Consider the following 22604-nt stretch of genomic DNA (forward strand, 5'->3'; position numbering starts at 1 on the left):
GCCCCGAAGGGCCCTTGAGGTGGTGCAGGTGTTACCCGCCTTTGACTTCGGCAAGCTTGGCGCGGAGCTTGTCCAGGCCTGATCGCTTGTCGACTTCGACGCCGTAGGTCAACAGTTCGGCAATGATGGATTCTTTCTCATCACCACCAGACTCATCGCCGCCGACCAGTTTCAGATTGCTACCTGGATTGTCGATTTCCAGAACAACGCGATAGCCCTTTTCATAGAGCTGTCCGTTGATAAACGAGCGCTCCAGCACTTCATAGGTCTTAGGCATTGGTCTGCACCCCTGCAACAACGCCAGCGGTGATCTTGCCCAGGGTTGGAGCAGTGCCGGTCACGGTGTAGTTAAGGCGCAGGTAGCGCTCGGTTTTCTGCGGCAGGGTGATTACTGGGGTTTGGTAACCGATTTTCAGGTCAGCCAGAGGCACAACCACAGAGAACAAACTGCGCGGCGAACTGAACCCCGAGTTGTCATCAGCCTGAAGCTCGATAGTCAAGCTGGTCAGGGTGTTGAAAGCCTCGACCACCTGGATGCACAGAGGAATGTCACCGGCGCGACCAACATCTTTTTGGTCTCCGCGATCGATAACGTCGGTCGAAGCAGCCGAGGCGGTGATTGCCTGGGCGTTCGACATGAGCAACTTTTTGTCGAAGAGCATGGTTCGTTCTCCTTTAAACGACGCGAGCTTCGGTATTGATCAACTCGTCGCAACGCTTGATCGGGATGCCGAGCAGTTCGGGGATCTTGCGGCCGGCGTACTCGCCGAGCGTCAGGTTGACGTTCTTCGAGTTCATGGCCTGCAGATGCAGGAAAGTCTGGATGGTGCGGTTGGCGTAGATCACGGTCTTGCCTTCGCCCTGCATCGGGTTTTCCAGCAGGTAGTAGGCCTTGATCATCTGCTCGATCAGCTTCGCACCCGATGCGGCATCGGAGGTCAGTAGGTTGACGTCGATGTTTGCCACGCGAGCGTTGGCGCGCCAGTCGCGAACGGACATGCCGATATCCCACTTGAAGTGGTCGCGGTAAGCCTGGAACTCGCCGCCGACATCATCCTTCACGGTGTCCTCACCGAGGTTGCGGTGCTGGAAACCGGCAACGCTGCCTTTCGGGTAGATCAGGTGGGTGGTCAGCTCGCCCCAGGTCACGAACCAGATCGATGTGTTGGTAGAGCCGGTACCGCCAGAGTCGACGATGTTCCGGCCCGATTCAGCCGCCAGCGAGTTGTAGCGCGGCGCGAGACCGAGGAACGCCTGAGGCTCCGCCTGGCTATTGCCGTAGAACATGTAGCGGGCGGCTTTGTTGTTGAAGCCCTGGAGCTTGCCCAGGTTCTCAGAGGCGCGGAAGGCATCGGCGTTACCACTGAGGTCGGCCAAAGCTTTGTCTACCAGACCGTAGTCTTCCATCATGCCAGTAGTGTCCAGCACTGGAACGGTGGTCGATTTGCTCGGCTGGATGCCTTGGTTGAACATCCGCCAGGTTGGCTCTGGGATGCCCGAGCGCATAGTGGTCTTGTGCTTGGAGCCGTCGTTGCACTCCATGTACTCGGCATCCATGAGGATGTCATTTTGTTTTGCCATCAGCTCCACGATCTTCATGATCTTCTGGGTGCTGTCCTGACGACTGAACTTGTCGATCAGGGTCGGCATGGTCGAGGTGAGAATTGCCACGTGCTACTCCTTGGCCTTACCGGAAGGCGTCAACGATGGATATTTCAGGTTTTGGGACTTCGGTGGTGGTGCGATGCAGCTTGCCCTCGGCCAATTGCTGGCCGACCTTGTGGAAGAAGCGAACGACTTCCGGGTGTGAGCCAAGGCCAGATTCCGCAAGCATCGTGGTGAGCTCTGGCGTTCCGTAGTCAGCCAAGGCCTGCTTAGCGATGGCGACGTTTGCGTCGAAGTTGGCACCGCCAAACGAGGCGTCGCTGCGCAGAGCGGTTTCCCACTCGCCGACCTGCTTGTTGCGGAAATCGACGGCCTGCTGCTGGCTGGCTTCATTGGCCGCCAGGGCACGCTGGGCGTCGAATGCAACGAGCTTGTCGGCCTGTTCCTGGGTCAGGCCCAGTTCCTTCAGCACTGGCGAGAATGCCGCCAGCTGCTCTTCGCTGATGGAGTAGCCTTCGGGCAGGTTGGAGAAGGCGTAGGCTTCAGGAACTACAGGCTTTGCGGCCTGCTCTTGCTGTTGTTGCTGGGCTTGCTGCTGGCCTTGATCCGTTGCAGCGGTCTGCTGCTCGGTGGTCACGGCCTGAGACGTCGCACTCTCGGTCCCGCTTGCGGTAGTGGTGGCGGTATCGACTGCATCGGTCATGGGGCAACCTCATCGGTTTTAGGGGTGTTCTCCCGCACCATGAGCAGGTACTGCTCGGGGCACAGGTCTCGGATTTCGTCTGAAAACTGGCGGCCTACCTCATACATGCCGAGGTAGTAGTTCTGTCGGCCGCCGTGGGTATCGAATAGGGTTGAGCGGGACTCAAAGCGCGAATCCACAAGCTGCTTCCAGGCAATGCGGCGACCACGCTGGTCACCCATGAGCCACTGAATGTCATCGCGCCTGCACCTTTGTTTCAGGCGCTCCGCCTCCTCCCGCTGCTGCGAGATCTCGTCTTCGTCGAACATTTACGCTCCGAGAATCTGGCCGAGCGCGTTGTCGCCCGTGACCTGGGTTTCAGACAGGAGTTTGGCGGCCTGCACGCCACTGGCCAGGGCCTGCTGGGCCTCTGCTTGTTGTTGCTGCTTGGCGCGCTGCTCGCGGATAGCTGCGACCTCTTCGTCGCCGCGAATGACCGTCGGAACCACACCAATGGCTTCGCCGTATTCATCTACCCATTGGTCGGCGTCGAACTTGTCGCGGACCTCTGGGAACGCGGCAGACAGGTTGCCGATGGTAGAGGCGATGCGCTCCAAGCCGGTGACAGCAGAGGCTTTCTGCGCCTGGGCCAGGATCGAGATGTAATCAGCCTCGACCACCGTGTCGGTGATCTCTTCTGGCGGCAGCGGCAGCAAGGGCTCGCCGTCGATGATGCCCGCCCAGATCGGCAGCGACTGGCGCAGCATGATGCCGAATACGCGCTCGATGATCGGGTCCAGGCCTTCGTAGTCAACGCGCTCAACCACCGGCCCAAGCATGGACATCTTCTCTTCACGCCGAGCGTTGATCTCTGTAGCCGTCCGGACATCGTCCATCTGGCTGATCATCAGGAACAGGTCGGTGTAGAACGAGCGCCGAATGCGGGTCGAGCACTGGGCGATCTTCGCTTCGATGGCTGCCAGCCACTGTGCGCTGGGCTCGTAGATCGGCGACATCTGGTTCTGGCCGCCAACCTGATCAACGTATGTGATCGAACCTGGTGTTGTAGAGCTTGGCTGTCCGCGCAAGGCTGCCGGGGCCTGCATGGCAGGGTTAGCGCCTGTTTCAACCAGTCGCGCCGAGTTGCGCTCGTATAGCTGCAGGGCTTTGATGTCGCCAAGGCAACGACGGCCCGGGCCAGTTCCGTAGCAATCACCCGGCAGTGCGTCCCAGCGCATTACCGCGACCGGAAATTCATGGTAGCCCTTGTGTTCGAGCACCTTGTCGGGCGGTGATGCCTTCTCCCACACCAGGCCAACGTAGGGCAGCAGCTTGCTGACCTTCGAGCCCGGCACGTGGTCGGCATTCGGCTCGACCATCTGCACGCAGTCGAACCATTGGTCTTGCCGTGATTCCTTGAGTGCGTTCTGCGCCTGTACGCTCAGATTGTCCTTGCCGAACCGCTCCGCCATCTGTGCGGCGGTCAGTTTGAACTCGCGGTAGAAGCTGTTGCATTTACCGTCCGAGCCATTGGCGACGTAGTACTCACCCGCCGTGAACACTTCACAGCGAATGCCAGTCTTCAGGTCGGCATCGATCCAGATTGCGCCAGTGCCGAACACGCCCATTTCCAGATAGGAAACGTGCTGGCAGTTGTAATAGTTGGAGCGCAGCAGAACGTCACGCATGCGCTCCGAGGCTTCGAACAGCCAGTCTTTGACCGGGCCGAACTCCATCGCCTCCTTGTCTTGCACAACCAGGTTGAACCAAGGACGCGATCGAGACGTAAGGCCCGACATCATGCCGGCGGCCAGGGCGCCGCTATCCTCGGTCGCCTCGTTGTTGATGATCTTGCTGTTGCGGCGGTCGCCCTTGTTGGCCTGCTGGTCACACAGCAGGCGGGATCGCATCGGTTGGATAAATTCGGACAGCTCGCGCCAGTTCGTCTCCCACGACGTGCGCTCATTCTTGAGCATGCCGAGCCGCTTCTCGGCCCTCTGACGCAGGGTGTCAGTCATCGTTATTGCCCCAGCAGCGTCTTGGTTGCAGTCGGCGCGGCCTGGGCATTTGCGCCACCAAGGATCGTTGACGACAGGCCGGCCGCCTTGGCGCGACGGCGCTTATCCTCTGCCAAGCCTTGCGCGGATTCATTGGACACGTCGTTGGTGTCAATCTGGTCGGCGGTGGTGGTGCCGGTCTTTGGTGCCTCGAAGGAGTCGCCAAGCACTTTGCCGGCCAGGCCAAGTGTGGCCACATTCGCTACTGCCTTGGCTGCTCCGCCCATGGCGTGTTCCTCAGGAGTTAAATGGGTCGTAGTGGGATTGGTGCACGCCATTCTCTGCGGGCTTGCACTGGAATCTTTGACGGGCGAAGCGCCGCATCATGTAGGCGTAGCGCGCGGCAGACAGGATGTCGTCGTTCAGCTTGACGATCCGCCCCATCTCATCGCGGTGATAGCTCATCTTTTCTTCAAAGAAGTCGCTCAAGTGGCTGAACACCTTCCATCGCCCGGTGGTCATGCGTTCGTACATCTCGACCAGTCCGGCCTCTACGCCTACACCGCCACCAGGCCATGTCGCGTGCTCGGCCAGCATCTGCCAGCCTGCATCGACGTACGCAGCGCGCTGCTGCTCGCCCGATGATTTCTCCGACTGCAGGCCATCGCTTGGCCATGCCGTTGGAACATGCTGCGACCAGCTCTTGACCGAGCCCCAGGCGGTAACCGGCGTTACCCTGGACTTCTTCCAGGCCTGCGCCACATAGATGACGTCAGCCTCTGGATCAATCCACAGCTGCACGTGCGCTTGCGGGTGATCCCAGCCGAAGTCCATGCCGTTGATGACGCGATAGTGAGCTGGGCACTCAAACGGCGCGCACTTGATGTCGTCGTCGCCGAAGTCGAAGATCAGACCGGTACCGAGCAATGGTTCGCCCTTTGTTCGCATGTCGCGCTGCCAGGCCGGATAGGCCGCCAACAGTTCGCGCTTGGTTTCTTCATTGAGGTGCGGCGCGTCATCCCAGGTGGCGCGCTGCATGTACTGGCCGTCAGCTGGGTCATCCATAAACTTGACGACCAGTTCGGTACGACCGTTTTCAGGGGTGAAGGTCAGGATGCCCCTGCCGCCCCTGCCCCGGTCACCAGTTGCTGTCCGCGTGATGACCTGCGGGTAGATCTCTTTGTCTTCTGGCTCTTCGTCGATGTGGTACCAGTCGACGCTGTCGCCCATGATCGCATGCTGACCCTGGCTGTAAGACCAGAACTGCACTGTGGCGATATCACCACTGCTGTGCCTGACCCTTACCTCGCGCATCGCCCCAGATGTGCCGGTGGCCGAAAGGTGGCCGACAATCCGGTCAGCCGGTATAAGGCCGCCAGTCCACTTACCCTGCTCCAGCGTGCCGAACAGAGGTTTCTGCAGCAGGTCGCGGGTCTTCTCCATCGAGTAACCCAGCAACCAACACAGCGGCGCGTGCTCGAACTGGTGGCCTTCCCAGTCATCCGGGTAATCACCCAGCAGATGGATGGCGTCGATGGTCAGCCCGGTTCGGGTCTTGCCCACCCGGTTGGCCGCCATGAGCATGCATGAGCGGTGACTTGCGGTAGCTCGGACGTACTTGAGCTGCCAGTCGTAAAGCGTCCCAAACTGCAGAAGGTGCTGACGCTGCGCATTGCGGCGCGCCTTTTCCTCAAGCAGTGCGAGTAGTTCCAGCTTGTCAGCCAGCAACACCCGAGAGCTTGGCGATTCGGCGATCAAGTTCTTCTTCCGTCATCTTGCTGCGGTCATCGACCGGCTGTTCGTCGTCGATGCTGTAGGCCTGGCGCTCCAGGGCGATCAGCACTTTGAGGGTGTCGCCGAGGTCTTTCAGGGTCTTGGTCCGACTCGGAAGGCTGATGACCTTCTGATAGAGGTCGTTCAGCTTGTCGAGGCCGTTGTCGTCTGGTGAGTGCAGTAGCTCACCCAGTTGGTCGAAGAGGTCGCGGTTGTCCGTAAGCCCTTCCAGCTCTTCCAGCATCTTGTTGGCGAGGTTGCGGTACCGGCCAATGTCGCTCCGGTGGGCAATGCGGATGTTGGCGATGACCTGAGCGCTTGCCTCAACCGTAGCTCGTTCGGTAGCCAGCTGTTCTTTGGATACCTCAGTGGATACCAAACTTTTGGATACCAGTGCATCAGCCTTGGCTTTGATCTTTGCCTTGAGGTCGCGGACCCACCCATCACGCTTTGCGCGCTTGTTGATTGCACCATGGGTGATGCCATGAGCTGTAGCGATCTCGCGCACTGAAAGCAAGCCGGCACGGTACAGTTGCTCAATCCGCTCCCAGTCTGGCGCCTGCTTCTCGGTCACTGCTTACTCCCCACCCGCCACAGGAGTGACTACCTCGCCAGCGCCGGAATCAGCAGGAGCTTCAGGCTGGACCGCAACAGATGTTTCCGTAGCAGCTTCGCGCATCCATTCGAACTTGGCGAAGATCGCAACCGCTTTGCCGCCGTCGACGTACAGGGTCAGGCCGTTCGAATCCAGCACATGGGTCGAGGCCTCGATGCGATGGATCACCCCATCTGCAGTCTTGACTTCATATTTGGTCATCTTTAGTACTCTTGGGGATTCTTGATTCGGAAGTCAGCCGCAAACATGAACGGCTGATTGCCTGAGCCTGTATTCGTCACTTTTAAGACGTATGAGGTCATAGCGGTGTGAATGAACGGCTCTTTGTCACCATCCTTGCCTACACGGTTCGAACTGGTGCTTTCGACTTCGAAGCCGGTAATAGCTGCACCCAGGGTTCCGGGCGTAACGCCTTGGTACCACTGAACTGGTGGTGTAAGGTCTTTGAACTCAAGGCGACGATTGATCGTCTTTGCCGGAGCCCCGCCGGTCCAGGTTGCCTGAAACAGCTCGACCTTCAGCGCCGTGCTCATCGTGAAATACTCACGGGACAGCGCGATCATGTCGCGCTCGCCTATGATGAAGCCAAAGTGGAATGTAGCGGCGGCAGCCATCTCCCAGGCATGACTAACTCGCCAGATCAGTCCGCGCTTTGCCAGTTCGAACGTCTCTTCTGCGGTTACCTGTGGCATGACTACCCCCTGCGACGACGCTCTTGGCCATTCCACTGCCAGTCGTATTCGAAGATGTACTGGCGTCGGGCCCAGGCATACATCACCACCCCGGTGTGCATCAAAACCGACCATGGGTCAGCGGGCGCCCCACGCATCAGATTGATGAGCAGCCCGAACGCCCCGATCGCGACCAGGTAGAACGAGGTCGCGAGAACCGGGTGGTCGACGAAGTTCACTGCACGCAGATACTCAAGCGCGGCAAGAACCACCAGAATGCACAGAAGCGCATCAGCGGCCATCAGGACTGAGTTGATCATGCTGTCGGGCCTCGCGAGGCGATGAATTGCCCAAGCGCTGCCTTGATCCCTGGAATGATGTTCATGGCCGTCAGGCCAAGTAGGAAGGCCACCCCGCACAGGAGGTAGTCATTCATCTCCAGCTCAAGGCTTTTCGCCAAGTACGCAGATACTGGCTGCGTCAGGTAGGTCGAGAAGAAGAATCCAGTCAGAACAGCCGTTGCTGCCTGGCCCCTGGTTAGGCCCTTGAGGAACCCCAGCGAGAGAATCGCACCAATGAAAGCCGCCAGGGCAACGCTGTACTTGGCCAGCAGTGCGCCTGCCGCAGTAGTGGTCGGCTCCATATGGACTCCAGGGGAATAAAAGGCCCGGAATAGCGGGCAAGTGTTGCCGGGAGCAGCACCAGGAAATAAGGGCACAAAAAAGCCCGACTCAATGGCCGGGCTTGTTTGAAACGGTAAAACCGCAATATGACGCGATACTGCCACTATCGTGTTAACACGTCAACCGATCACGCAGCCATTTTCATATCGAGACATGCCTCGATGTATGTTCTTCCAGCGATCAACAGCTCTCGGACTTTCAATCGTGGTAAATCGAGCAGGTTACCCACCGCCTGCATGGTCATGCCAGTGCAGTAATAGACCCGCAAGCAATCGGCAGTCTTTGGGTATCTCTGCCATAGTGACGCTACAGCCCGGTCAACTAGTAGCGCCTCATCATCAGTGATTGCCGCCGGAAGGTTCGCCGTCGGCTGCTCAACGTTGTCCCGCATGATGGCGTACAAAGGGGATATCCCAAAGCCGGGAACTCCAGCCCCCTGCCACACCCAGCGCCCCCACTGAGTGAGGAGTTCTTCTGCGTCGTAGGTCATGATGCCTCCCCTTTGCTGAGCTTCAGCAACATCAAAATCGTTTCAATGGCCCGGCCCGACTTCACCATGCCAGGGTCGCAGCGGTACACGTTCCAGCCCAGTCGCATAGCAGCGTCGTATTTCTTGAGGTCTTCGCTGAACCCGGCTCCGGTGGTGTGTCGGCCACCAGTCCAGGCGCCGCCCTCGACCTCGACCGCCACCATCTCGGCCGGGAAGGCAAAATCGAACCTCCAATCTCGCAGACCTGCTTTCGCGAGTCGGTCACGAAGCCCCTTGCCAGGTCCTCCTGCCGCGATAGCGCCAAAGCGGTACTCTGTGTAGGCCTCTACCTTGTGAAACTTCAGGTGAGAAGCCAGTAGCTCTTCAGGCTTACTCACTCACCGCCCTCCAGGCGCTTGCGCTTCTGGGCGCAGACGTAACCACGGAAAAGGCAGTAGCCGGAACAGACGACCATGGCAAGCAGAAGCATGAGTGGATAATCGTTGGCATTCATGCGGCAACTCCCGGGACCCTCATGAGGCCCTGTTTGATCCAAATAAGCTGGGTTTCCGCCAGTGCGCGGAGCAGATCGGCATCGGTGTATTCCCCGCGGCGTCGGCCGTCGATGATCGAGTGACAGTTGTCGCAGGCGAAGCAGGCAATCATGTCCGGGCCTTTCATTCCCATGCCTTTCTGGCCACATGGGATGTGCGCGAGAACAACGGTGCCGTCATCGTGGCTGCAGCCGTTAAGGCGCAACGTGCAGGTTTGGCCGCGCGCGGAGTCGCGCAGTTTCTGGCTGACTACTCTCATGCCGCCCTCCCTCGGCGCTCGCCGTAGATCGCCATCATCAGGTCATCTGGGTGCGGCAGGAGCAACTGCAGGTGCTCGGCACAGTAGGCGTCCAGAAGCTCAAGGTAAGTGGTCATCTGCTGGGTGTTGAACTTGCGGGTCTTGGCACGGCCAACGCGGTACCGGGTGCCGTCTGGAAGCTCGACGGGGTGAACCTCGGCGGGCCAGAGTTTGGCCACCAAGATCTCGTGCCACTCTTCCGAGCTGGCGGTTTGCCCGAACGAATCGCGCAGGTGCGCCTGGATCAAGCCATTCCACATCCACAGCAGACGGTTTTGGGCGTCGCTACGCTTGTTGCGGACTTCGGTGATCGCGATCTTGCGCGGCTTGGCCAGGTCAAGTCCGGCCAAGTATCCGATCAATCTGGTTCGGTCTTGCTCAGTACGGAGCATGAGATCAGCCATTAGAAGCCCTCCTTGCCGCGCTGCGATTCCCAAGTGAACGGGAGAACGATTACCCCACCCTCGCGCAGACGATCCGCACAGCGCTCGCCGATAGCCGCTGGCAGCTCCTGGGCGCCGAGGTTCGACACGATGATGGTCGGCAGCTGCTGCTCGTACCGGCCGTTGATGATCGAGAACAAGGTCGACAGTTCGAAGTCGCTTGGCTTCTCCTTCGACGCACCGATCTCGTCGAGAACCAACAGGGAAGGCTCGATCAAGCTGGAGAAGATCTGCGCCTCGGTCTGCTCACTGGCGCGATCGTAGGTGGCACGGATGGCCTGCAGAACCGTGCCGATGGTGCGATACACCGCTGTCGCCGAACTGGTAGACATGATGGCGTTAGCGATCGCTACGGACAGATGCGTTTTTCCGGTGCCGGGCTTGCCCAACAGCAACATGCAGCGACCCGCCTTGAGGTGATCAGGGAAACTGTCCGCGTAGGCCTTGCACTTGGCCAGGGCCTTTGCCTGCCCGGCGCCATCGGCGCGGTACGTTGCGAATGTCTTGGCGGCAAAGCGCTTCGGGATCAGCGCGGCGCCCAGCTTGCGCTCCATGGCCTGGCGGACAAGAGCTATTTCCGTCTGGCGTTCCTGCTCTTCACGCTGCTCACGGGCGATGCGGGAGCATTCCGGGCACCCAGCCTTGAACTCTCGACCCAGCACCAAAGTTACTCTCTGATCGTAGGCACCGTGGGTTCCACATTCAGCGGGCTGAACGCGCGTACCCGGCGGCAATTCATTACTCGGTGGGATTGGCTCAGAACGCATAGGAACCGTCCTCCCGCTCAATCAGGCCAGCGTGGTAGTCGCGATCATTGAAACCAGTGTGGCGAGATGGCAGCGCAGCAGGAGGGTTTGAATCGTTCAGGCGCTTGATCACCCAGGACGCCTTGAATCCTTGCCAGCCAGCGGTCAGCGCTTCGGTTATCGCGGTGGAGGCATCGACGCCTTGGGCGGCGCACTTGGACAGCTCGGCGTTTACGGTTGACCAAACTGTTTCGGTCACTGCTGCGCGCTTGGCTTTGCGCTGGGCCAGCCAGTCGGCCAACAGTTGCTCAGGCACCTGGTGAGGATTGTCAGCCAGCAACTGGGTCATCCCGAACGGAGCTTTGCGATCAGGCTTGGCCGGTGCCAGTTGCTCTGGGGAGGAAGTAATCTCTTCCGAAGGAAGAGTTACTAAGGGGGTTTGTTTCTTAGAATAAAGAAGGGAGTCGTCGGTTTTGGTCCGACTCGCGGTAGATCCGATTCGCACCACTTTGTCCGACTCGGACAGGTTGGTCCGAGTCGGACATTCGAAATAAACCCACTCTTTCGGGTCGCAAATGCTGATATCGCCCCGCGCACCGCCTACGCGGTGAATCACTCGACGCTTCAACAGGTGACTGATAGCCCTCGATGCGACATCAGGGTGTAGGTTTGTGGCCTTGGCCACATCGGTGGCCTTGATTCGTACGGCGCCCGCTTGGAAGTTGATCGTGGCCTTGGCGATGAACAATGCAACCTTGAGTTCACGACCAGGCAAGTCGATGGCCATCAAGCCATCCATCAGCTGGTTGTCCATACGGGTAAACCCCCTGGACTTGTCAATTTGGATGATGTTTGTCATGATTTCTCTCGTTGAACTGCTGTCGAAAAAGCCACCATGCCCGGTGGTTTTTTTGTGCCCGGAATCCGGGATTACTCTCTTCTGCGAAACGCTTGTATGGTTCCGCTCATGGCTCTTGGCCTGGTTCGTCTGGTCAGTTCCTGCTGCATTCCAAGCTTCGCCAGCTCTTCCGGGGTCATCCCCCTTCGCGCTGCCTCCGCCTTCAACAGTTCCAGATCCTCGCCATCCAGAAGATCCACAAGCGCCATACCATTTCGTTCATCTGGCATATGCCCTCCGGTCCCTGATCGGTCCCTACTGAGTCCTTACGGTTCGGCTTCAGGCTGCCCGGCTGTCGCGGGTAGAATTGCCAACAGCATCGAGCAGCCAGGACTTCAGGACTTCGCGTGCAAGGACCGCCTTTGGCGTGCGCTGAACACGCGCAGCGCAGCGAAGAAGCTCTTCAAATTCGTCGTCCAGCAACACCTTTGTCTGGTTGGTGTGTTTGTGATTGGGTCGTGATAAGTCGCTCATAGCTTTACTGCTCCTTGCGGTTGGAATTGGTTAGGCGGCGGTCTTGGTTGGCGCGGTGACAGCCAAAAGGCGCGGAGCCTTGAACGGCTTGCCATTGGCCTTGGCCAGTGCTGCGATCTTTTCGGCGTAGCTGGTCTCGCCGGTGTATTCGGTGCGCGGGAGGCAACCAGCGGTGAGCCACTTGTAGACGGCGCGCGGCGTTTTCCCGCAAGCGAGAGCTACTGCGGTGACCCCGCCTGCATCATCGATTGCCTTCTTGAGCTCCTGCATAGGGGACTCCAACGAAAATGTGAACTGTCAGTACATATTATGTCGGAACTGAAAGTACATGCAAGCGCATGCGATATTGAACCTATGGTTCATATAGAAGAAATACGAGCGGCCTTCGCGGCGCGCTTGAAGGTTGCTCTGTCCGCCAACGACATGCCGTCGTGGGGCGCTGGTGCGCGCCTGGCGAAGCTTGCCGGGGTCACACCCAAAGCCAGCAGCAAGTGGCTCAACGGTGAATCTATGCCGGGTGGTGCCAAGATGCTTGCTCTGGCATCAGCTCTAAAGGTCCGCGTTGAGTGGCTGGAGTATGGTCGTGGTGAAATGAAAGAAGGGCCCGCTCCAGAATCTCGACCGTTATCTCCGCAGCCTGCAGAGATCCCCGCATTTCCGACCGAGGATGACGCTGAGGACGCTTATGTTCACATCAAGCAGTACTCCGCGCTTTTATCTGCCGGCCCAGGGCACGCCAATGAGCACGTTGAAATCCGCGGAACACTGGCCTTTAAGCGTGAGTGGATCAGGTATATGGGGCTCAACCCCAAAAACCTAAAAGTCATCTACGCCCAGGGGTCAAGCATGGAGCCGACCATCAATGATCGGGACGTGCTCTTGGTCGATGAGTCACGATTAGATCCGGTGGATGGTCAAGTTTTCGCACTGTTCAGTGAAAACAAGGGGGCCATCGTCAAGCGATTGATCTTCTCCGACCTGGAAGGCTGGATAGTCCGAAGTGATAACCCGGACAAGGCCTTGTATGCGGACCTCAAGATTCCTGATGGAGAAATCCATGAGCACCGAATTCTTGGTCGCGTGATCTGGCGTGGCGGGGTTCTGTAGCCGCGTCCTGACCAAGCCCAAAGGTGTAAGAGAGAAAATACACATGACGCAGCAAGTGAGGAGCGGAAGCAATGACCCCAGCCGAGAAAAAGGTTTACGACGCGCATGAAAAGCACGCCTGGACGCTCGCGTTTCTGGTTTTCGGCGCCCTTGCAGTTGTTGTCTGGTGGCTGGATGGATGGCTTCATCGCCAGCACGGAAGCTGGGCAGAGCTTGCCTATTTCGCCCTCTACATCGTTTCGTTCTTTGCGATATTTGGCCTGTCCTTCGTGAAGGACTGGTTTATGGATAGGCTGCACAAATAAAGCCATTGAGCTTGCATGGGGACAGAATGGATAGGTCAGCAGACGGGGTTTTGTTTATCTATGTCTACGTCGGAGAAAAGACCTTTGAGTCTAGGGTTGACCTTGCGTTGATCGATGGGAAGGCCTTAGCGGTATTCGAGTGGGCGCCTGATGACTCCCCAGCTTTTTCCGTAGAGCTTGATCCTACCTACCTTCATCCTCTGTCCGGCTGGAGCGATGCAACCCACATGTATGAGTTTCCGATCCGGGATCCGCGCACGCCTCTTCATTAGATTCAACTTGAAGCGCGCGCAGCCGTTTAGACTCATCATAGATGGTCTTGGCAGCCTCCATATCTCCCGCTTTCACCAGCTCAAGGATGCGCCTGAATCTCGCTTCACACCCGGGTGAGCTGTCGATTATTACAATGCCAGATCTATTGTCTTTCTTCTCCATGACGCCTCCTAGCGGTCTGTAGACCTTCACCAATCCTACATCCGCCAGCCCGCTCCGTGCGGGCTTTTTTGTGGGCGCGAGAAAATTATGTACTTTTGGTACTTGACCGCTGTGAACCATTGGTACATATTTATCTCACGCAGCGACCTACCAGGTCCTGCACAGGGCCTCAAGAGGCCCGCCACACGACTGGTGAAGCCGCCAGATAGCACGGGATCAGCGAAGTGATCTCCCAGCCCCGGAAAGCGGGACCGACTGGAACCAACGTTCTTTGACATCGAGATTGACGCCCAGGTGGCTGCCAGTAGCAGGCCTGGGCGGGAAAGCATCACTGAAGCGCCTGGTGATCCGGGTGCTTTGGGATGACAACCAACGCAGGAACACCCAATGAACGCAGAACAAAAACTGATCCCGCCAGCCATCGGCGAAATCTGGCCAGGCCAAGGCGGCATCTACGCCGGAGTCATGCCGGCGCGTAATGGCCAAGAGGCCTACCACCTGATCCTGGGTGACGAGCTGGGCCGCTTCGAGTGGGGCCCCTATGGCGATGAATCGCCAGCAACCAGCTTGACCGACGGCCAGGCCAACACCCTGGCTCTGCTCGAGCGCGGCGCCTACCCGGCTGCGAAAGCAGCGGCCGCACACAACGCTGAAGGCCACACTGACTTCTACCTCCCAGCCATTGCCGAGCTCTACGAAGCCTGGATGAACATCGGCTACAAAGACTGGTACTGGCTATGGTCGTCTTCGCAGCGCTCCGCCTACGACGCGTTCGACGTGGACTTCGGTGATGGCATTCAGGGCGGCGGCGGCAAGCTCGGCGAGCTCCGCGTCCGCCCCGTCCGCAGGTTGCCTATTCAGTAATTCATTCATTTCTCTCGCAGGCGATTCCGGAACTCAGGACGAGTTAGGCCAGAAGCTTCCCGGGAAGCGCCGGGCGTCTGCACCACCTTACATTCTATTTCGACCGCATTGGCAGGTGCCAGGCCAGTCTCACGGCTGGGTTTGGTCACCCGCGTCTGGCATCTGGCCAATGCGGCCCTACCGAGGAATTACCATGTGCGACTGCGCATCTGAAGTTGAAGCCAGAGCAAAGGAAAAAATCGCCACGCAACTCCCCGCAGGAGCTCAACAGCTCACCGTCGAGCTGCAAGGCATGGCGATGATCCTGGGTAAAACTCTGGAAATAAAGAACAAGCTCAACCTGCACGTTGAGTACCAGGCGCCGAAGCGCGGGGGCGGGTTCAAGACGGTCAAACAGGACCTGTCGATGATCGGCAGCTACTGCATGTTCTGTGGCGAGAAGTACCCGGAGGCGGCATGAACGGCTGGATAAAGTGCAGTGACAGGCTGCCCGAACTGCCAAAGGGCGGCGGCAAAGCTCGCGTCATCGCCTACACACCAGCCCGCGCAGCGCAGAGCTTTGCTAACGGCTCGCGCTTCCTCTATTGGAACGGCATCGACTGGCGCTACTTCGACGGCTGCCGTTTTGAGCATCGCGTCACGCACTGGCAGCCGTTCTTGGAGCCACCCATCGAGTAACCCAATACCTGGAGGCGACATGGCCGTCACAGTCGAGACTGCTGCCGTCTTCCGTGGCGGCGGTCGTCGCTGGTTCACCCTGCGCGCTGCATGCGCAGCTGAGGCAAGGGCCCTGCTCAAGCAGCACTGCCAGTGCGACCACTTCGAAGATGGGCAGGGGCATCACTGCGACCTGCCCTGCAATCTTCACCACCCTGACCGATACCCGCGAAGCATGAAGCGCCTGACGGATGGCTTCATGCGGCGCTATCGAGCATCCCAACCGTAACCGGAGGCGACCATGTCAGCACTACGCAAAGCCCAATGGCTCTACGACAACGCCGAGCCTGAAGACGACTCAGCGCATCAAGAAGCGGTTCAGGCCTGGATCGAAGACAAGGCCGAGCAGTTGGTAGGCGGTGCTGACGTTCTGGTCCGCCAGCGCTTTGGCCCGCCGGTAGGCATCCGCCAAGACCAGTTCGTAGCCAAGCTCGCCGAGCACCTCAGGGCGCTGCAGGAGGCTGAGCAAGACGACCTCAATGCCTTGGCCCTGCTCCTACTTCAAGCGGAAACAGGCGGCACCGTGAAAAACATGGTCGGGGAAGTCGTCGGCCAGAGCGACCACAGTCGCGGCAAGCTCTATGAAATCGCCGAGTCGATGCTTGAGCAATATGCCCAGGCAGGCGTCGAGGCTGATGCAGAGGATGCCTCGCTATGAGCCCGCACGTCCTGCTCGACAACGAGCTCGACGCCATGGCGCACCCCAGCACGGACCTGAGCTGGAGCGTCATGGTTCAAAAGCTCATTACCGAGATGCTCACCGATGAGCGCATCACCATCGAAGAGTTCAACCACTACTGCGGGCGCCTCAACAAGATCGTTGATGGGCGCAAGGAGGTTGCATGAGCACTCCACTGGTCAAATCCCTGATCGACGAACAGGTTGCCGAACTTCCATCAAGCCAATGCCTGCCGCCTGACCGCGTCCTGATGCTGTTCAAGGGGCCGACGTTCGCCGCTACTGTGCACGAAGCCGAGCTGGCCAGCATCGAGAACCCAGCAGCCTGGAAGTGCCGGGCCTGCATCTGCGGCGAGTGGACTGTCGGGTATGAGGTACGGGCATGAAGCTTGAGCGCTCAATACTAATCACCTTGGCCGCTCACGAATCAGTCTTGCAGCGGATCAAGTCGTTGACGGCCGACATCGGTCTTCACCTTGGTCGATGTGAGAACCGCTTCGACTTGATTGGACCGAAGCCTGCCAATCCACACCCCGAACTTGGCGATCTTCCATGGCCGAACGGAAGCGAAGAGCATTGGCAGATCCTGTATGACGAGAAAAATCGCCGCAAGACGCACATGTGGGACGCATTCCGAGAGTGGTCGCAAGACGAAGATCGCGGCCTGAATGACAAAGAAGTGATGGATTACTTGCTCAAGCAAGGATGCGTCCACTGCACCAGGGCCTATTACTTCGTTAGGGAGCGCAAGAAGGCGCGCCGCGACCTTGGCAACTTCAGGCGATCACTCCGCGCATTAGGCAAGTCGGCTATCAAGGCCTTGAAGCCTAAGCCATGACCAGCTACCAGCGCGCCAAGCGCATCGCCTACTGGCGCGGCTCTGCCCTCACCCTTCTCGCCTGCACCGCTTTCATGCTCGCCAGCTCACTGGCCGGGCAAATCACTTCCTGAATACACACCCGATGCACGGCGGGCCCTACGGGGATAACCGTACCCTGAGTGGAGCGTAAGCCGGTAAGAGCGCGCAACCATCACCGGCAGCCAGAGCCTGGGTCAACCCTCCGTGCTTGGGTGATCTGGCATTTCCCTATTCCAACTGACGGCGCTGCCCTAGGCTGCGCGTGGAGCTATCAATGTCCAATTCCAACATGCGCATCTGGGGCCAGGTCGACAAGACCGATACCCGATACACCAAGAGCGCCGAGGTCGGCGGTCAGAAGATCACCAGCCTGAACGGCACCGCGATGGTCATGAAGGCCACAGAAATGTTCGGCCCTGTCGGTATCGGCTGGGGCTGGAAGGTCCTTGAAGAGCGGTTCGACGACGGCCATGAAGTGTTCGCCGGTGAAGGCGACAAGCGAATCTGCCTGGGCCGGGAGATCGGCCACACCGTCAAGATCCAGCTTTGGTTCATGCAGGATGGTCAGCGCGGCGAGGTCGAGCAATACGGGTGCACTCGGTACCAGTACAAGACCAAGTACGGCATGACCACCGACGGCGAAGCGCCCAAGAAGTCGCTGACAGACGCCATCAAGAAGGCTCTGTCCATGCTCGGATTTAGCGCCGATGTGTTCCTCGGCATGTTCGATGACACCGACTACTTCCAGCAGCGCCAGGAAGAGACTGCCGTTGAAGCAGCCGAGGACAAGGCAGCCGCTGAAGAGCAGCAAAAGCAGGAGCGTCTGGAGTGGCTGAAAACAGCAGTCGAGACCATGGCTGGGGCAGTCACCATGCATGAGCTGAAGATGCTCAATACCCGATTCGTGAAAAGCGCCACCGCGCGCAACGAAACAGCGTTCCTCCGTCGTCTGACCGAGGCATACGAAGAGCGCAAAGCCTTCATTGAGGGCGCTCAGAAGAAGGAGCAGGCCGCATGAGCACTCTTTACGAACTGACGGGCCAATTCAAAGAGCTGACCGTCCTCATGGTTGGGGCCGACGAAGACATGTCCATAGCTGTACGCGACACCATGGGCGCCATTGAGGCTGAATTCAACGACAAGGCTCTGGCAGTAAGCCGGGTCATCCTGAACATGGATGGCGATATCGAGGCCGTGGATTCCGAGATTGAACGCCTCCAAGAACGAAAGCGGATCATGTCCAATCGCAAGGGACAGATCATCGACTATCTGCGCGAGAACATGGAGGCGGCGAACATAACCAAGATTACCTGCCCCCTCTTCACCATCACTCTGGCCAAAGGTCGCGAGTCAGTAATCATCGACGACGAAAAGGCCCTCCCTGACGACTTGGTCGATTCACGCGTGACCTATGTCCCTGACAAGAAGGCCATCTCCGAACGGATCAAGGCCGGCCAGGAGGTAAATGGCGCTCACCTAGAGCGCGGAAAGTCTTCAATTCGTATCAAGTAAGAGATAACTCATGCCAACACTTACCGATATCGGCCGCCTCGGCCGCGACGCTGAACTGCGCTACACGCCTGACGGGAATGCCGTATGTAACTTGGCTCTGGCCTGTGAGTACGGCCGCAAAGGCCAAGATGGCAAGCGCCCCACCCAATGGGTCGATGCCACGCTCTGGGGCAAGCAGGCCGAAACCATGGCGCAGTACATGGTCAAAGGCCAGCAGTTGCACTTCACCATCGATGACGCTCACGTCGAGACATACACCAAGGGTGACCACTCCCAAGGAGTGAAACTGACTGGTCGCGTGATCATCATCAAGTTTGTCGGTAGCCCGCCACAGCAGGCCCAGCAAGGTAGCCAGCAGCAACAACCTCGACCTCAACAGCAGCGCCAACAAAGCCGCCCACAGGCTCAGCAGCAGAGTCAGCAGGCCGCGCCGCCGGACAGCTTCGACGACGACATTCCATTCGCGCCGCTGCATTACCTGGTAGGCGCCTAATCGTGATCGCCACGATCTCTCAGCCCGTACCTGCCGTGAAGTACGCGGCTGCCATGGCCAAGTCCACTGGTCAGCCTTGGGGCGTGTATCGCGGAAACAAGCGTCTACTGGTGGTCATGCCTTCTGGCTCTACGAAGAAGACGCCAATCGAGGTGTGCTACCCATGAGACGCATCCAGAAACTCACGCAGCAGCGTCGCCGCCAGCTGCACATACACATCCCGCCCAGCGGATTGAAGGAGGTGCCGTATGGCGATGTCTCAGCAAGAGCGAGACCAGAGGCGCCGCGCCAAGCAGTCCAAGCACGGTGAAGAAGACCTGCGCATGAAGACCCGCGCCGGCACCCGCCAGGCCCTGGCTGAAATCATGCAATGGGCCGAAGTCGAGGAAAACGGCGAGGCCATGACCCTGCTGATCCATCGCATCCATGAGTTAGGGCCTGATGCGGCCCGCCACTTCCTCAGCGCACCGCGCCACGAAATCGTTGTGTCGGATTTTGTGGCGCGAAAACTCGACCAGTTCCGCATTGGGCGAGAGCTGCGGACGCCCGACCTGATGCTGGGCGACGACCCGGACGACACCGGCCTGCTTCTGCTAGCCAACGCCTGAACTTACCTATTCCAACATGCCGCATCCAGCCATGGAGGGCGGCGCCATCCTGAGGAAAATCCATGAAATCTGAAATGGTGAAACTGGAACACAAAGGCATCCAGTTCAAAATGTCTCGACCAAAGCTGGCAGAAATTGCGATTGCCAGCGTGTTCGCCCAGGTGCTGCCGCCTGTGGCCAACGTTCAGCCGGTTGTTCCGGCCGATATCCCTGCTGTCGGTCAACCATGGCGGGGCCAGGGTGGCATCAACGGCGGCCTGGTCGCTGCTCGCGGTGACGTACCGGAGCACTACCTGATCATCGCTGCTGAAGACACTGGCAGCCATGAATGGGGACGCCGCGGCGAAACCTCTGGCGCTACAAGCAAAACCGACGGCCTGGCCAACAGCGCGATCCTACTGGAAGAAGGCAACCACCCTGCCGCCAGCGCTGCGAGCAAGTACACCGCTGACAACCACAACGACTTCTACCTGCCGGCCGCTGCTGAGCTGCACCAGGGCTGGGTCAGCTGCCCTGAGGTGTTCGCCCAGGACTGCTACTACTGGTCGAGTTCGCAGCGCTCCGCCGACGTCGCATTCCTCATGAGCTTCGGTGATGGCATTCAGAGCGACTACGACAAGAACTACGAGCTCCGCGTCCGCCCCGTCCGCAGGTTGTTCATTTAATCCTTCATTCATTCGAACAGGGGCGCATCAGCGCCTTTTTTGTTGCCTTCCAAGGAGCAGCACATGAGCGTAGTAGAGAAAGTGGCACCTGCAGTACAGCTTCCCGAGATCGGCCAGCCCTTCGGCGGTGGCTTCTTCTCTGGCATCACCGTCGAGAACGGTCAGCGCTACGCCAACATCACCGCCGGCGCCGATCATGAGCTGGTCGGCGAGTGGGGCGAGTACGGCGTCAAGATCGACGGTGCCGACAGCCTCACCGATAGCCGCGCCAACACCGAGGCCATGGCCGCCTCCGGCAGCGAGCTGGCACAGAAGGTTATTGCCCTGGGCATCGGCGGTTTTACCGACTGGGCGATCCCGGCGCGTGACGTGCAGGAGCTGCAGTACCGCCACTTCAAGCCAACCAGCCGTGAGAACTACTGCTGGAACCGCGATGGCGACAACCCGAACAGTCTGCCGGTGGGCCTGCTCTACACCAAGGAATCGCCAGTCAAGACCCAAGCTCCCGGCTTCGCCAACGGTGAGCCTGAAGCCTTCAAGGCCGATTGGTACTGGTCGAGTTCGCAGCGCTCCGCCGACTACGCGTTCAGCATGCACTTCGGTGGTGGCATTCAGAGCTACTACGTCAAGGACCTCGAGCTCCGCGTCCGCCCCGTCCGCAGGTCGCTTATCGATTAATTCGTTCATTCAATCCGGCCGCTTGCGGCCGGTTGCTCAAGGAGGAGCACTGTTGTGGCAATGCACACCGACCTATCGATCTACAAGTCATCGCTTGGCCTGCTGCAAATGGCCACGAACCTGACCCGAAACATCCCCCGCGACCTGAAGCAGTCGCTCGGTAAGCGTGTGATTGATGAGTGCATCGACGTGCTGATGCTCATCGCCCGGGCCAATGCCGCGCAGGACAAGCGCCTGCACCTGACAAGACTGGTCGAGAAGGTCCAGGTGATCGAATTCCTGATGCGCCTGTTCAAGGAAAGTCGATTCATCAGCGTGCCGCAGCACGCCAAAGCGATGGAGATCACCACCTCTATCGGAAAACAGGCCAATGCCTGGAAACGCTCCACCCCAACCGCGCCCGCTACCTGAGAGTTACGGCTTTCTGGTCTGTGCGAATTGAACCTGGTCGTGCCGCTGACCTTTGGTCACCGCCATGCGCACCCTGGATACCGCCGGTCTAAAGCGTCCGTGTAGGTCCAGCGCAGTTTGCCCGCTGAGGATTCGGCAGGCCGACGTAGATTGCACGACAGGTCGCAGCGCTCCGCCAACAACGCATTCAACATGAACTTCGATGATGGCATTCAGAGCAACAACGACAAGAACAACGAGCTCCGCGTCCGCCCCGTCCGCAGCTTCAACGCCCTACCCGTTCAGCGATTTGGTCCAGGCCTATTACGACTGCCGTCGCTCAAAGCGCAACAGCGCGAGCGCGCTGGCTTTCGAGATGAACCTGGAGCGGAACCTTACGGCGCTTCACCGCGACCTGGTAACCGGCCAATACCGGCCAGGCCGCTCTATCTGCTTCGTGGTCACCCGGCCCAAGCCCCGCGAGGTGTGGGCCGCCGACTTCCGCGACCGCATCGTGCACCACCTGCTGTACAACCACATTGGCCCAAGCATCGAGCGCAGCTTCATAGCGGACAGCTGCGCCTGTATCCGAGAGCGCGGCACGCTGTACGCCGCCAGGCGCCTTGAGGCGAAGATCCGCAGCCAGACGCAGAATTGGTCGAAGCCAGGCTTCTACCTGAAGTGCGACCTGGCCAACTTCTTCGTGGCGATCGACAAGCGCGTGCTGGCCAGTCAACTGTCGGCCAGGATCGCTGAACCCTGGTGGCGCGCCCTGGCCCTGCAGGTGCTGATGCACGACCCGCGCGAGGACTACCAAGTCCGCAGCCCGGCGCACCTGTTCAACCGGGTGCCGCAGCACAAGCGGCTGACCGCGCAGCCTGCGCACCTTGGCCTGCCAATCGGCAACCTGTCATCGCAGTTCTTCGCCAACGTCTACCTCGACGCCCTGGACCAGTTCTGCAAGCACCGGCTGGGCGCCAAGCACTACGTCCGCTATGTCGATGACTTCGTGCTGTTGCATGAATCACCCCAGCAACTGAACGACTGGAAGGCCGAGATCGAAGCGTTCCTGCCGAAACTGGGCGCCAGGCTCAATCCCTCGAAGACCATCCTGCAGCCCATCGACCGCGGCGTGGACTTCGTTGGGCATGTGATCAAGCCCTGGCGGCGCACCACCAGGAAGCGATCCGTGACCCAGGCCATGAAGCGCACCGCAGCAGCACCGGCCGAACAGCTGCGCGAGACCGCCAACAGCTACTTCGGCCTGCTCACCCAGGCCAGTCACAGCCAGAAAGATCGCGCCGCCCTGGCCAACCTGGTTCTGCGGCGCGGGCATGTCGTAAACGGCGAGCTGACCAAAACCTACCCGAAGCGATAACCAACC

At 59.2% G+C, this 22604-nt stretch carries 40 protein-coding genes; 18 read left to right on the forward strand and 22 right to left on the reverse strand.

Annotation, left to right across the window (positions count from 1 at the left end; genetic code table 11):
* Positions 1 to 31 precede the first annotated feature (31 nt).
* From ACVWSC_RS19160 to ACVWSC_RS19265, 22 genes are all read right to left on the reverse strand, one after another.
* The gene (locus tag ACVWSC_RS19160) at positions 32 to 277 is read right to left on the reverse strand and encodes a hypothetical protein (RefSeq protein WP_442108696.1); all 246 of its coding nucleotides are present in this window, start codon (positions 275 to 277) and stop codon (positions 32 to 34) included.
* Positions 270 to 662 (reverse strand): Bbp16 family capsid cement protein, encoded by a 393-nt coding sequence (locus tag ACVWSC_RS19165; RefSeq protein ID WP_442108697.1) that lies wholly within the window; start codon positions 660 to 662, stop codon positions 270 to 272. The genes ACVWSC_RS19160 and ACVWSC_RS19165 overlap by 8 nt, the downstream gene beginning before the upstream one ends.
* A 13-nt stretch (positions 663 to 675) precedes the next feature.
* Positions 676 to 1671 carry a major capsid protein gene (locus tag ACVWSC_RS19170; RefSeq protein ID WP_442108698.1) on the reverse strand — a complete coding sequence of 332 codons (996 nt, stop codon included), beginning with the start codon at positions 1669 to 1671 and terminating at the stop codon, positions 676 to 678.
* A 16-nt stretch (positions 1672 to 1687) separates the two neighbouring features.
* Positions 1688 to 2308, reverse strand: a complete 621-nt coding sequence (locus ACVWSC_RS19175) for a hypothetical protein (protein ID WP_442108699.1) — start codon at positions 2306 to 2308, stop codon at positions 1688 to 1690.
* Complete coding sequence (locus tag ACVWSC_RS19180) at positions 2305 to 2616, reverse strand: hypothetical protein (protein WP_442108700.1); 312 nt, start codon at positions 2614 to 2616, stop codon at positions 2305 to 2307. Before ACVWSC_RS19180 ends, ACVWSC_RS19175 begins: the two co-directional genes overlap by 4 nt.
* The gene (locus ACVWSC_RS19185; protein ID WP_442108701.1) at positions 2617 to 4305 is read right to left on the reverse strand and encodes a portal protein; all 1689 of its coding nucleotides are present in this window, start codon (positions 4303 to 4305) and stop codon (positions 2617 to 2619) included.
* Between the two features lie 2 nt (positions 4306 to 4307).
* On the reverse strand, positions 4308 to 4571 hold the full coding sequence (locus ACVWSC_RS19190) for a hypothetical protein (protein ID WP_442108702.1): 264 nt from the start codon (positions 4569 to 4571) through the stop codon (positions 4308 to 4310).
* 10 nt (positions 4572 to 4581) lie between these two features.
* Positions 4582 to 6042, reverse strand: a complete 1461-nt coding sequence (locus ACVWSC_RS19195) for a phage terminase large subunit family protein (RefSeq protein ID WP_442108703.1) — start codon at positions 6040 to 6042, stop codon at positions 4582 to 4584.
* Positions 6002 to 6631: a hypothetical protein gene (locus tag ACVWSC_RS19200; protein ID WP_442108704.1), complete on the reverse strand. Its 630-nt coding sequence runs from the start codon at positions 6629 to 6631 to the stop codon at positions 6002 to 6004. Before ACVWSC_RS19200 ends, ACVWSC_RS19195 begins: the two co-directional genes overlap by 41 nt.
* A gap of 3 nt (positions 6632 to 6634) precedes the next feature.
* Entirely contained in the window at positions 6635 to 6874 is a 240-nt protein-coding gene (locus tag ACVWSC_RS19205) for a hypothetical protein (protein ID WP_442108705.1), read from the reverse strand.
* Positions 6875 to 6876: 2 nt separating this feature from the next.
* Positions 6877 to 7365: a hypothetical protein gene (locus ACVWSC_RS19210; protein WP_442108706.1), complete on the reverse strand. Its 489-nt coding sequence runs from the start codon at positions 7363 to 7365 to the stop codon at positions 6877 to 6879.
* 2 nt (positions 7366 to 7367) lie between these two features.
* Positions 7368 to 7664, reverse strand: coding sequence for a hypothetical protein (locus ACVWSC_RS19215; protein ID WP_442108707.1), 297 nt, complete (start codon positions 7662 to 7664; stop codon positions 7368 to 7370).
* Complete coding sequence (locus ACVWSC_RS19220) at positions 7661 to 7987, reverse strand: peptidase M48, Ste24p (RefSeq protein WP_442108708.1); 327 nt, start codon at positions 7985 to 7987, stop codon at positions 7661 to 7663. Before ACVWSC_RS19220 ends, ACVWSC_RS19215 begins: the two co-directional genes overlap by 4 nt.
* Positions 7988 to 8154: 167 nt before the next feature.
* On the reverse strand, positions 8155 to 8517 hold the full coding sequence (locus tag ACVWSC_RS19225) for an antiterminator Q family protein (RefSeq protein ID WP_442108709.1): 363 nt from the start codon (positions 8515 to 8517) through the stop codon (positions 8155 to 8157).
* Positions 8514 to 8894, reverse strand: coding sequence for a hypothetical protein (locus ACVWSC_RS19230; RefSeq protein WP_442108710.1), 381 nt, complete (start codon positions 8892 to 8894; stop codon positions 8514 to 8516). The genes ACVWSC_RS19225 and ACVWSC_RS19230 overlap by 4 nt, the downstream gene beginning before the upstream one ends.
* A gap of 112 nt (positions 8895 to 9006) precedes the next feature.
* Positions 9007 to 9309, reverse strand: a complete 303-nt coding sequence (locus ACVWSC_RS19235; protein ID WP_442108711.1) for a nuclease domain-containing protein — start codon at positions 9307 to 9309, stop codon at positions 9007 to 9009.
* The gene (locus ACVWSC_RS19240) at positions 9306 to 9752 is read right to left on the reverse strand and encodes a recombination protein NinB (protein ID WP_442108712.1); all 447 of its coding nucleotides are present in this window, start codon (positions 9750 to 9752) and stop codon (positions 9306 to 9308) included. Before ACVWSC_RS19240 ends, ACVWSC_RS19235 begins: the two co-directional genes overlap by 4 nt.
* A complete protein-coding gene (locus ACVWSC_RS19245; RefSeq protein ID WP_442108713.1) occupies positions 9752 to 10558 on the reverse strand; it encodes an ATP-binding protein in 807 nt (268 codons plus the stop codon). The genes ACVWSC_RS19240 and ACVWSC_RS19245 overlap by 1 nt, the downstream gene beginning before the upstream one ends.
* Positions 10548 to 11396, reverse strand: a complete 849-nt coding sequence (locus ACVWSC_RS19250) for a replication protein (RefSeq protein ID WP_442108714.1) — start codon at positions 11394 to 11396, stop codon at positions 10548 to 10550. The genes ACVWSC_RS19245 and ACVWSC_RS19250 overlap by 11 nt, the downstream gene beginning before the upstream one ends.
* 71 nt (positions 11397 to 11467) lie before the next feature.
* Complete coding sequence (locus tag ACVWSC_RS19255) at positions 11468 to 11665, reverse strand: hypothetical protein (RefSeq protein WP_442108715.1); 198 nt, start codon at positions 11663 to 11665, stop codon at positions 11468 to 11470.
* A 49-nt stretch (positions 11666 to 11714) separates the two neighbouring features.
* Positions 11715 to 11909, reverse strand: coding sequence for a hypothetical protein (locus ACVWSC_RS19260; protein WP_442108716.1), 195 nt, complete (start codon positions 11907 to 11909; stop codon positions 11715 to 11717).
* A 30-nt stretch (positions 11910 to 11939) separates the two neighbouring features.
* Positions 11940 to 12179, reverse strand: a complete 240-nt coding sequence (locus ACVWSC_RS19265; RefSeq protein WP_442108717.1) for a carph-isopro domain-containing protein — start codon at positions 12177 to 12179, stop codon at positions 11940 to 11942.
* Positions 12180 to 12263: 84 nt separating this feature from the next.
* On the opposite strand from ACVWSC_RS19265, the gene ACVWSC_RS19270 reads away from it, so the two are divergent.
* The 18 genes from ACVWSC_RS19270 (at position 12264) to ACVWSC_RS19355 (ending at position 22598) form a co-directional block, all read left to right on the forward strand.
* Positions 12264 to 13016 carry a S24 family peptidase gene (locus tag ACVWSC_RS19270; protein ID WP_476461751.1) on the forward strand — a complete coding sequence of 251 codons (753 nt, stop codon included), beginning with the start codon at positions 12264 to 12266 and terminating at the stop codon, positions 13014 to 13016.
* A 71-nt stretch (positions 13017 to 13087) separates the two neighbouring features.
* On the forward strand, positions 13088 to 13321 hold the full coding sequence (locus ACVWSC_RS19275) for a hypothetical protein (RefSeq protein ID WP_442108719.1): 234 nt from the start codon (positions 13088 to 13090) through the stop codon (positions 13319 to 13321).
* A gap of 822 nt (positions 13322 to 14143) precedes the next feature.
* Positions 14144 to 14620: a DUF1566 domain-containing protein gene (locus ACVWSC_RS19280; protein WP_442108720.1), complete on the forward strand. Its 477-nt coding sequence runs from the start codon at positions 14144 to 14146 to the stop codon at positions 14618 to 14620.
* 193 nt (positions 14621 to 14813) lie between these two features.
* Entirely contained in the window at positions 14814 to 15080 is a 267-nt protein-coding gene (locus ACVWSC_RS19285; RefSeq protein ID WP_442108721.1) for a hypothetical protein, read from the forward strand.
* Positions 15077 to 15298 carry a DUF551 domain-containing protein gene (locus ACVWSC_RS19290; RefSeq protein ID WP_442108722.1) on the forward strand — a complete coding sequence of 74 codons (222 nt, stop codon included), beginning with the start codon at positions 15077 to 15079 and terminating at the stop codon, positions 15296 to 15298. The genes ACVWSC_RS19285 and ACVWSC_RS19290 overlap by 4 nt, the downstream gene beginning before the upstream one ends.
* A gap of 19 nt (positions 15299 to 15317) precedes the next feature.
* Complete coding sequence (locus tag ACVWSC_RS19295) at positions 15318 to 15566, forward strand: hypothetical protein (protein ID WP_442108723.1); 249 nt, start codon at positions 15318 to 15320, stop codon at positions 15564 to 15566.
* Between the two features lie 12 nt (positions 15567 to 15578).
* The gene (locus ACVWSC_RS19300; RefSeq protein ID WP_442108724.1) at positions 15579 to 15995 is read left to right on the forward strand and encodes a hypothetical protein; all 417 of its coding nucleotides are present in this window, start codon (positions 15579 to 15581) and stop codon (positions 15993 to 15995) included.
* Positions 15992 to 16183: a hypothetical protein gene (locus ACVWSC_RS19305; protein WP_442108725.1), complete on the forward strand. Its 192-nt coding sequence runs from the start codon at positions 15992 to 15994 to the stop codon at positions 16181 to 16183. The genes ACVWSC_RS19300 and ACVWSC_RS19305 overlap by 4 nt, the downstream gene beginning before the upstream one ends.
* Positions 16180 to 16401 carry a hypothetical protein gene (locus ACVWSC_RS19310; RefSeq protein ID WP_442108726.1) on the forward strand — a complete coding sequence of 74 codons (222 nt, stop codon included), beginning with the start codon at positions 16180 to 16182 and terminating at the stop codon, positions 16399 to 16401. Before ACVWSC_RS19305 ends, ACVWSC_RS19310 begins: the two co-directional genes overlap by 4 nt.
* A complete protein-coding gene (locus tag ACVWSC_RS19315; RefSeq protein WP_442108727.1) occupies positions 16398 to 16853 on the forward strand; it encodes a hypothetical protein in 456 nt (151 codons plus the stop codon). Before ACVWSC_RS19310 ends, ACVWSC_RS19315 begins: the two co-directional genes overlap by 4 nt.
* 295 nt (positions 16854 to 17148) lie before the next feature.
* Positions 17149 to 17892 carry a hypothetical protein gene (locus ACVWSC_RS19320; protein ID WP_442108728.1) on the forward strand — a complete coding sequence of 248 codons (744 nt, stop codon included), beginning with the start codon at positions 17149 to 17151 and terminating at the stop codon, positions 17890 to 17892.
* Positions 17889 to 18386 carry a siphovirus Gp157 family protein gene (locus tag ACVWSC_RS19325; protein WP_442108729.1) on the forward strand — a complete coding sequence of 166 codons (498 nt, stop codon included), beginning with the start codon at positions 17889 to 17891 and terminating at the stop codon, positions 18384 to 18386. Before ACVWSC_RS19320 ends, ACVWSC_RS19325 begins: the two co-directional genes overlap by 4 nt.
* Positions 18387 to 18396: 10 nt before the next feature.
* The gene (gene ssb / locus ACVWSC_RS19330) at positions 18397 to 18879 is read left to right on the forward strand and encodes a single-stranded DNA-binding protein (protein WP_442108730.1); all 483 of its coding nucleotides are present in this window, start codon (positions 18397 to 18399) and stop codon (positions 18877 to 18879) included.
* Positions 18880 to 19127: 248 nt separating this feature from the next.
* Entirely contained in the window at positions 19128 to 19487 is a 360-nt protein-coding gene (locus ACVWSC_RS19335) for a hypothetical protein (protein ID WP_442108731.1), read from the forward strand.
* A gap of 62 nt (positions 19488 to 19549) precedes the next feature.
* Positions 19550 to 20152: an Lcl C-terminal domain-containing protein gene (locus ACVWSC_RS19340; RefSeq protein ID WP_442108732.1), complete on the forward strand. Its 603-nt coding sequence runs from the start codon at positions 19550 to 19552 to the stop codon at positions 20150 to 20152.
* A 63-nt stretch (positions 20153 to 20215) separates the two neighbouring features.
* The gene (locus ACVWSC_RS19345; protein ID WP_442108733.1) at positions 20216 to 20830 is read left to right on the forward strand and encodes an Lcl C-terminal domain-containing protein; all 615 of its coding nucleotides are present in this window, start codon (positions 20216 to 20218) and stop codon (positions 20828 to 20830) included.
* A 54-nt stretch (positions 20831 to 20884) separates the two neighbouring features.
* On the forward strand, positions 20885 to 21241 hold the full coding sequence (locus tag ACVWSC_RS19350; RefSeq protein WP_442108734.1) for a four helix bundle protein: 357 nt from the start codon (positions 20885 to 20887) through the stop codon (positions 21239 to 21241).
* Between the two features lie 202 nt (positions 21242 to 21443).
* Complete coding sequence (locus ACVWSC_RS19355) at positions 21444 to 22598, forward strand: RNA-directed DNA polymerase (protein WP_476461708.1); 1155 nt, start codon at positions 21444 to 21446, stop codon at positions 22596 to 22598.
* Positions 22599 to 22604: the final 6 nt, after the last annotated feature.

The organism is Pseudomonas sp. NUPR-002 (genome assembly GCF_056322725.1).

What these genes read in the sequence shown, in the direction of transcription:
- ACVWSC_RS19275 (WP_442108719.1), top strand. Translation starts at nt 13,088, where the DNA reads ATGACCCCAGCCGAGAAAAAGGTTTACGACGCGCATGAAAAGCACGCC.
- ACVWSC_RS19245 (WP_442108713.1), bottom strand. Translation starts at nt 10,558, where the DNA reads ATGCGTTCTGAGCCAATCCCACCGAGTAATGAATTGCCGCCGGGTACG.
- ACVWSC_RS19295 (WP_442108723.1), top strand. Translation starts at nt 15,318, where the DNA reads ATGGCCGTCACAGTCGAGACTGCTGCCGTCTTCCGTGGCGGCGGTCGT.
- ACVWSC_RS19185 (WP_442108701.1), bottom strand. Translation starts at nt 4,305, where the DNA reads ATGACTGACACCCTGCGTCAGAGGGCCGAGAAGCGGCTCGGCATGCTC.
- ACVWSC_RS19355 (WP_476461708.1), top strand. Translation starts at nt 21,444, where the DNA reads ATGATGGCATTCAGAGCAACAACGACAAGAACAACGAGCTCCGCGTCC.
- ACVWSC_RS19220 (WP_442108708.1), bottom strand. Translation starts at nt 7,987, where the DNA reads ATGGAGCCGACCACTACTGCGGCAGGCGCACTGCTGGCCAAGTACAGC.
- ACVWSC_RS19310 (WP_442108726.1), top strand. Translation starts at nt 16,180, where the DNA reads ATGAGCACTCCACTGGTCAAATCCCTGATCGACGAACAGGTTGCCGAA.
- ACVWSC_RS19215 (WP_442108707.1), bottom strand. Translation starts at nt 7,664, where the DNA reads ATGATCAACTCAGTCCTGATGGCCGCTGATGCGCTTCTGTGCATTCTG.
- ACVWSC_RS19335 (WP_442108731.1), top strand. Translation starts at nt 19,128, where the DNA reads ATGGCGATGTCTCAGCAAGAGCGAGACCAGAGGCGCCGCGCCAAGCAG.
- ACVWSC_RS19210 (WP_442108706.1), bottom strand. Translation starts at nt 7,365, where the DNA reads ATGCCACAGGTAACCGCAGAAGAGACGTTCGAACTGGCAAAGCGCGGA.
- ACVWSC_RS19280 (WP_442108720.1), top strand. Translation starts at nt 14,144, where the DNA reads ATGAACGCAGAACAAAAACTGATCCCGCCAGCCATCGGCGAAATCTGG.
- ACVWSC_RS19285 (WP_442108721.1), top strand. Translation starts at nt 14,814, where the DNA reads ATGTGCGACTGCGCATCTGAAGTTGAAGCCAGAGCAAAGGAAAAAATC.
- ACVWSC_RS19225 (WP_442108709.1), bottom strand. Translation starts at nt 8,517, where the DNA reads ATGACCTACGACGCAGAAGAACTCCTCACTCAGTGGGGGCGCTGGGTG.
- ACVWSC_RS19340 (WP_442108732.1), top strand. Translation starts at nt 19,550, where the DNA reads ATGAAATCTGAAATGGTGAAACTGGAACACAAAGGCATCCAGTTCAAA.
- ACVWSC_RS19300 (WP_442108724.1), top strand. Translation starts at nt 15,579, where the DNA reads ATGTCAGCACTACGCAAAGCCCAATGGCTCTACGACAACGCCGAGCCT.
- ACVWSC_RS19270 (WP_476461751.1), top strand. Translation starts at nt 12,264, where the DNA reads ATGGTTCATATAGAAGAAATACGAGCGGCCTTCGCGGCGCGCTTGAAG.
- ACVWSC_RS19250 (WP_442108714.1), bottom strand. Translation starts at nt 11,396, where the DNA reads ATGACAAACATCATCCAAATTGACAAGTCCAGGGGGTTTACCCGTATG.
- ACVWSC_RS19265 (WP_442108717.1), bottom strand. Translation starts at nt 12,179, where the DNA reads ATGCAGGAGCTCAAGAAGGCAATCGATGATGCAGGCGGGGTCACCGCA.
- ACVWSC_RS19160 (WP_442108696.1), bottom strand. Translation starts at nt 277, where the DNA reads ATGCCTAAGACCTATGAAGTGCTGGAGCGCTCGTTTATCAACGGACAG.
- ACVWSC_RS19305 (WP_442108725.1), top strand. Translation starts at nt 15,992, where the DNA reads ATGAGCCCGCACGTCCTGCTCGACAACGAGCTCGACGCCATGGCGCAC.
- ACVWSC_RS19240 (WP_442108712.1), bottom strand. Translation starts at nt 9,752, where the DNA reads ATGGCTGATCTCATGCTCCGTACTGAGCAAGACCGAACCAGATTGATC.
- ACVWSC_RS19320 (WP_442108728.1), top strand. Translation starts at nt 17,149, where the DNA reads ATGTCCAATTCCAACATGCGCATCTGGGGCCAGGTCGACAAGACCGAT.
- ACVWSC_RS19205 (WP_442108705.1), bottom strand. Translation starts at nt 6,874, where the DNA reads ATGACCAAATATGAAGTCAAGACTGCAGATGGGGTGATCCATCGCATC.
- ACVWSC_RS19175 (WP_442108699.1), bottom strand. Translation starts at nt 2,308, where the DNA reads ATGACCGATGCAGTCGATACCGCCACCACTACCGCAAGCGGGACCGAG.
- ssb (WP_442108730.1), top strand. Translation starts at nt 18,397, where the DNA reads ATGCCAACACTTACCGATATCGGCCGCCTCGGCCGCGACGCTGAACTG.
- ACVWSC_RS19235 (WP_442108711.1), bottom strand. Translation starts at nt 9,309, where the DNA reads ATGAGAGTAGTCAGCCAGAAACTGCGCGACTCCGCGCGCGGCCAAACC.
- ACVWSC_RS19290 (WP_442108722.1), top strand. Translation starts at nt 15,077, where the DNA reads ATGAACGGCTGGATAAAGTGCAGTGACAGGCTGCCCGAACTGCCAAAG.
- ACVWSC_RS19260 (WP_442108716.1), bottom strand. Translation starts at nt 11,909, where the DNA reads ATGAGCGACTTATCACGACCCAATCACAAACACACCAACCAGACAAAG.
- ACVWSC_RS19180 (WP_442108700.1), bottom strand. Translation starts at nt 2,616, where the DNA reads ATGTTCGACGAAGACGAGATCTCGCAGCAGCGGGAGGAGGCGGAGCGC.
- ACVWSC_RS19345 (WP_442108733.1), top strand. Translation starts at nt 20,216, where the DNA reads ATGAGCGTAGTAGAGAAAGTGGCACCTGCAGTACAGCTTCCCGAGATC.
- ACVWSC_RS19255 (WP_442108715.1), bottom strand. Translation starts at nt 11,665, where the DNA reads ATGCCAGATGAACGAAATGGTATGGCGCTTGTGGATCTTCTGGATGGC.
- ACVWSC_RS19190 (WP_442108702.1), bottom strand. Translation starts at nt 4,571, where the DNA reads ATGGGCGGAGCAGCCAAGGCAGTAGCGAATGTGGCCACACTTGGCCTG.
- ACVWSC_RS19325 (WP_442108729.1), top strand. Translation starts at nt 17,889, where the DNA reads ATGAGCACTCTTTACGAACTGACGGGCCAATTCAAAGAGCTGACCGTC.
- ACVWSC_RS19165 (WP_442108697.1), bottom strand. Translation starts at nt 662, where the DNA reads ATGCTCTTCGACAAAAAGTTGCTCATGTCGAACGCCCAGGCAATCACC.
- ACVWSC_RS19315 (WP_442108727.1), top strand. Translation starts at nt 16,398, where the DNA reads ATGAAGCTTGAGCGCTCAATACTAATCACCTTGGCCGCTCACGAATCA.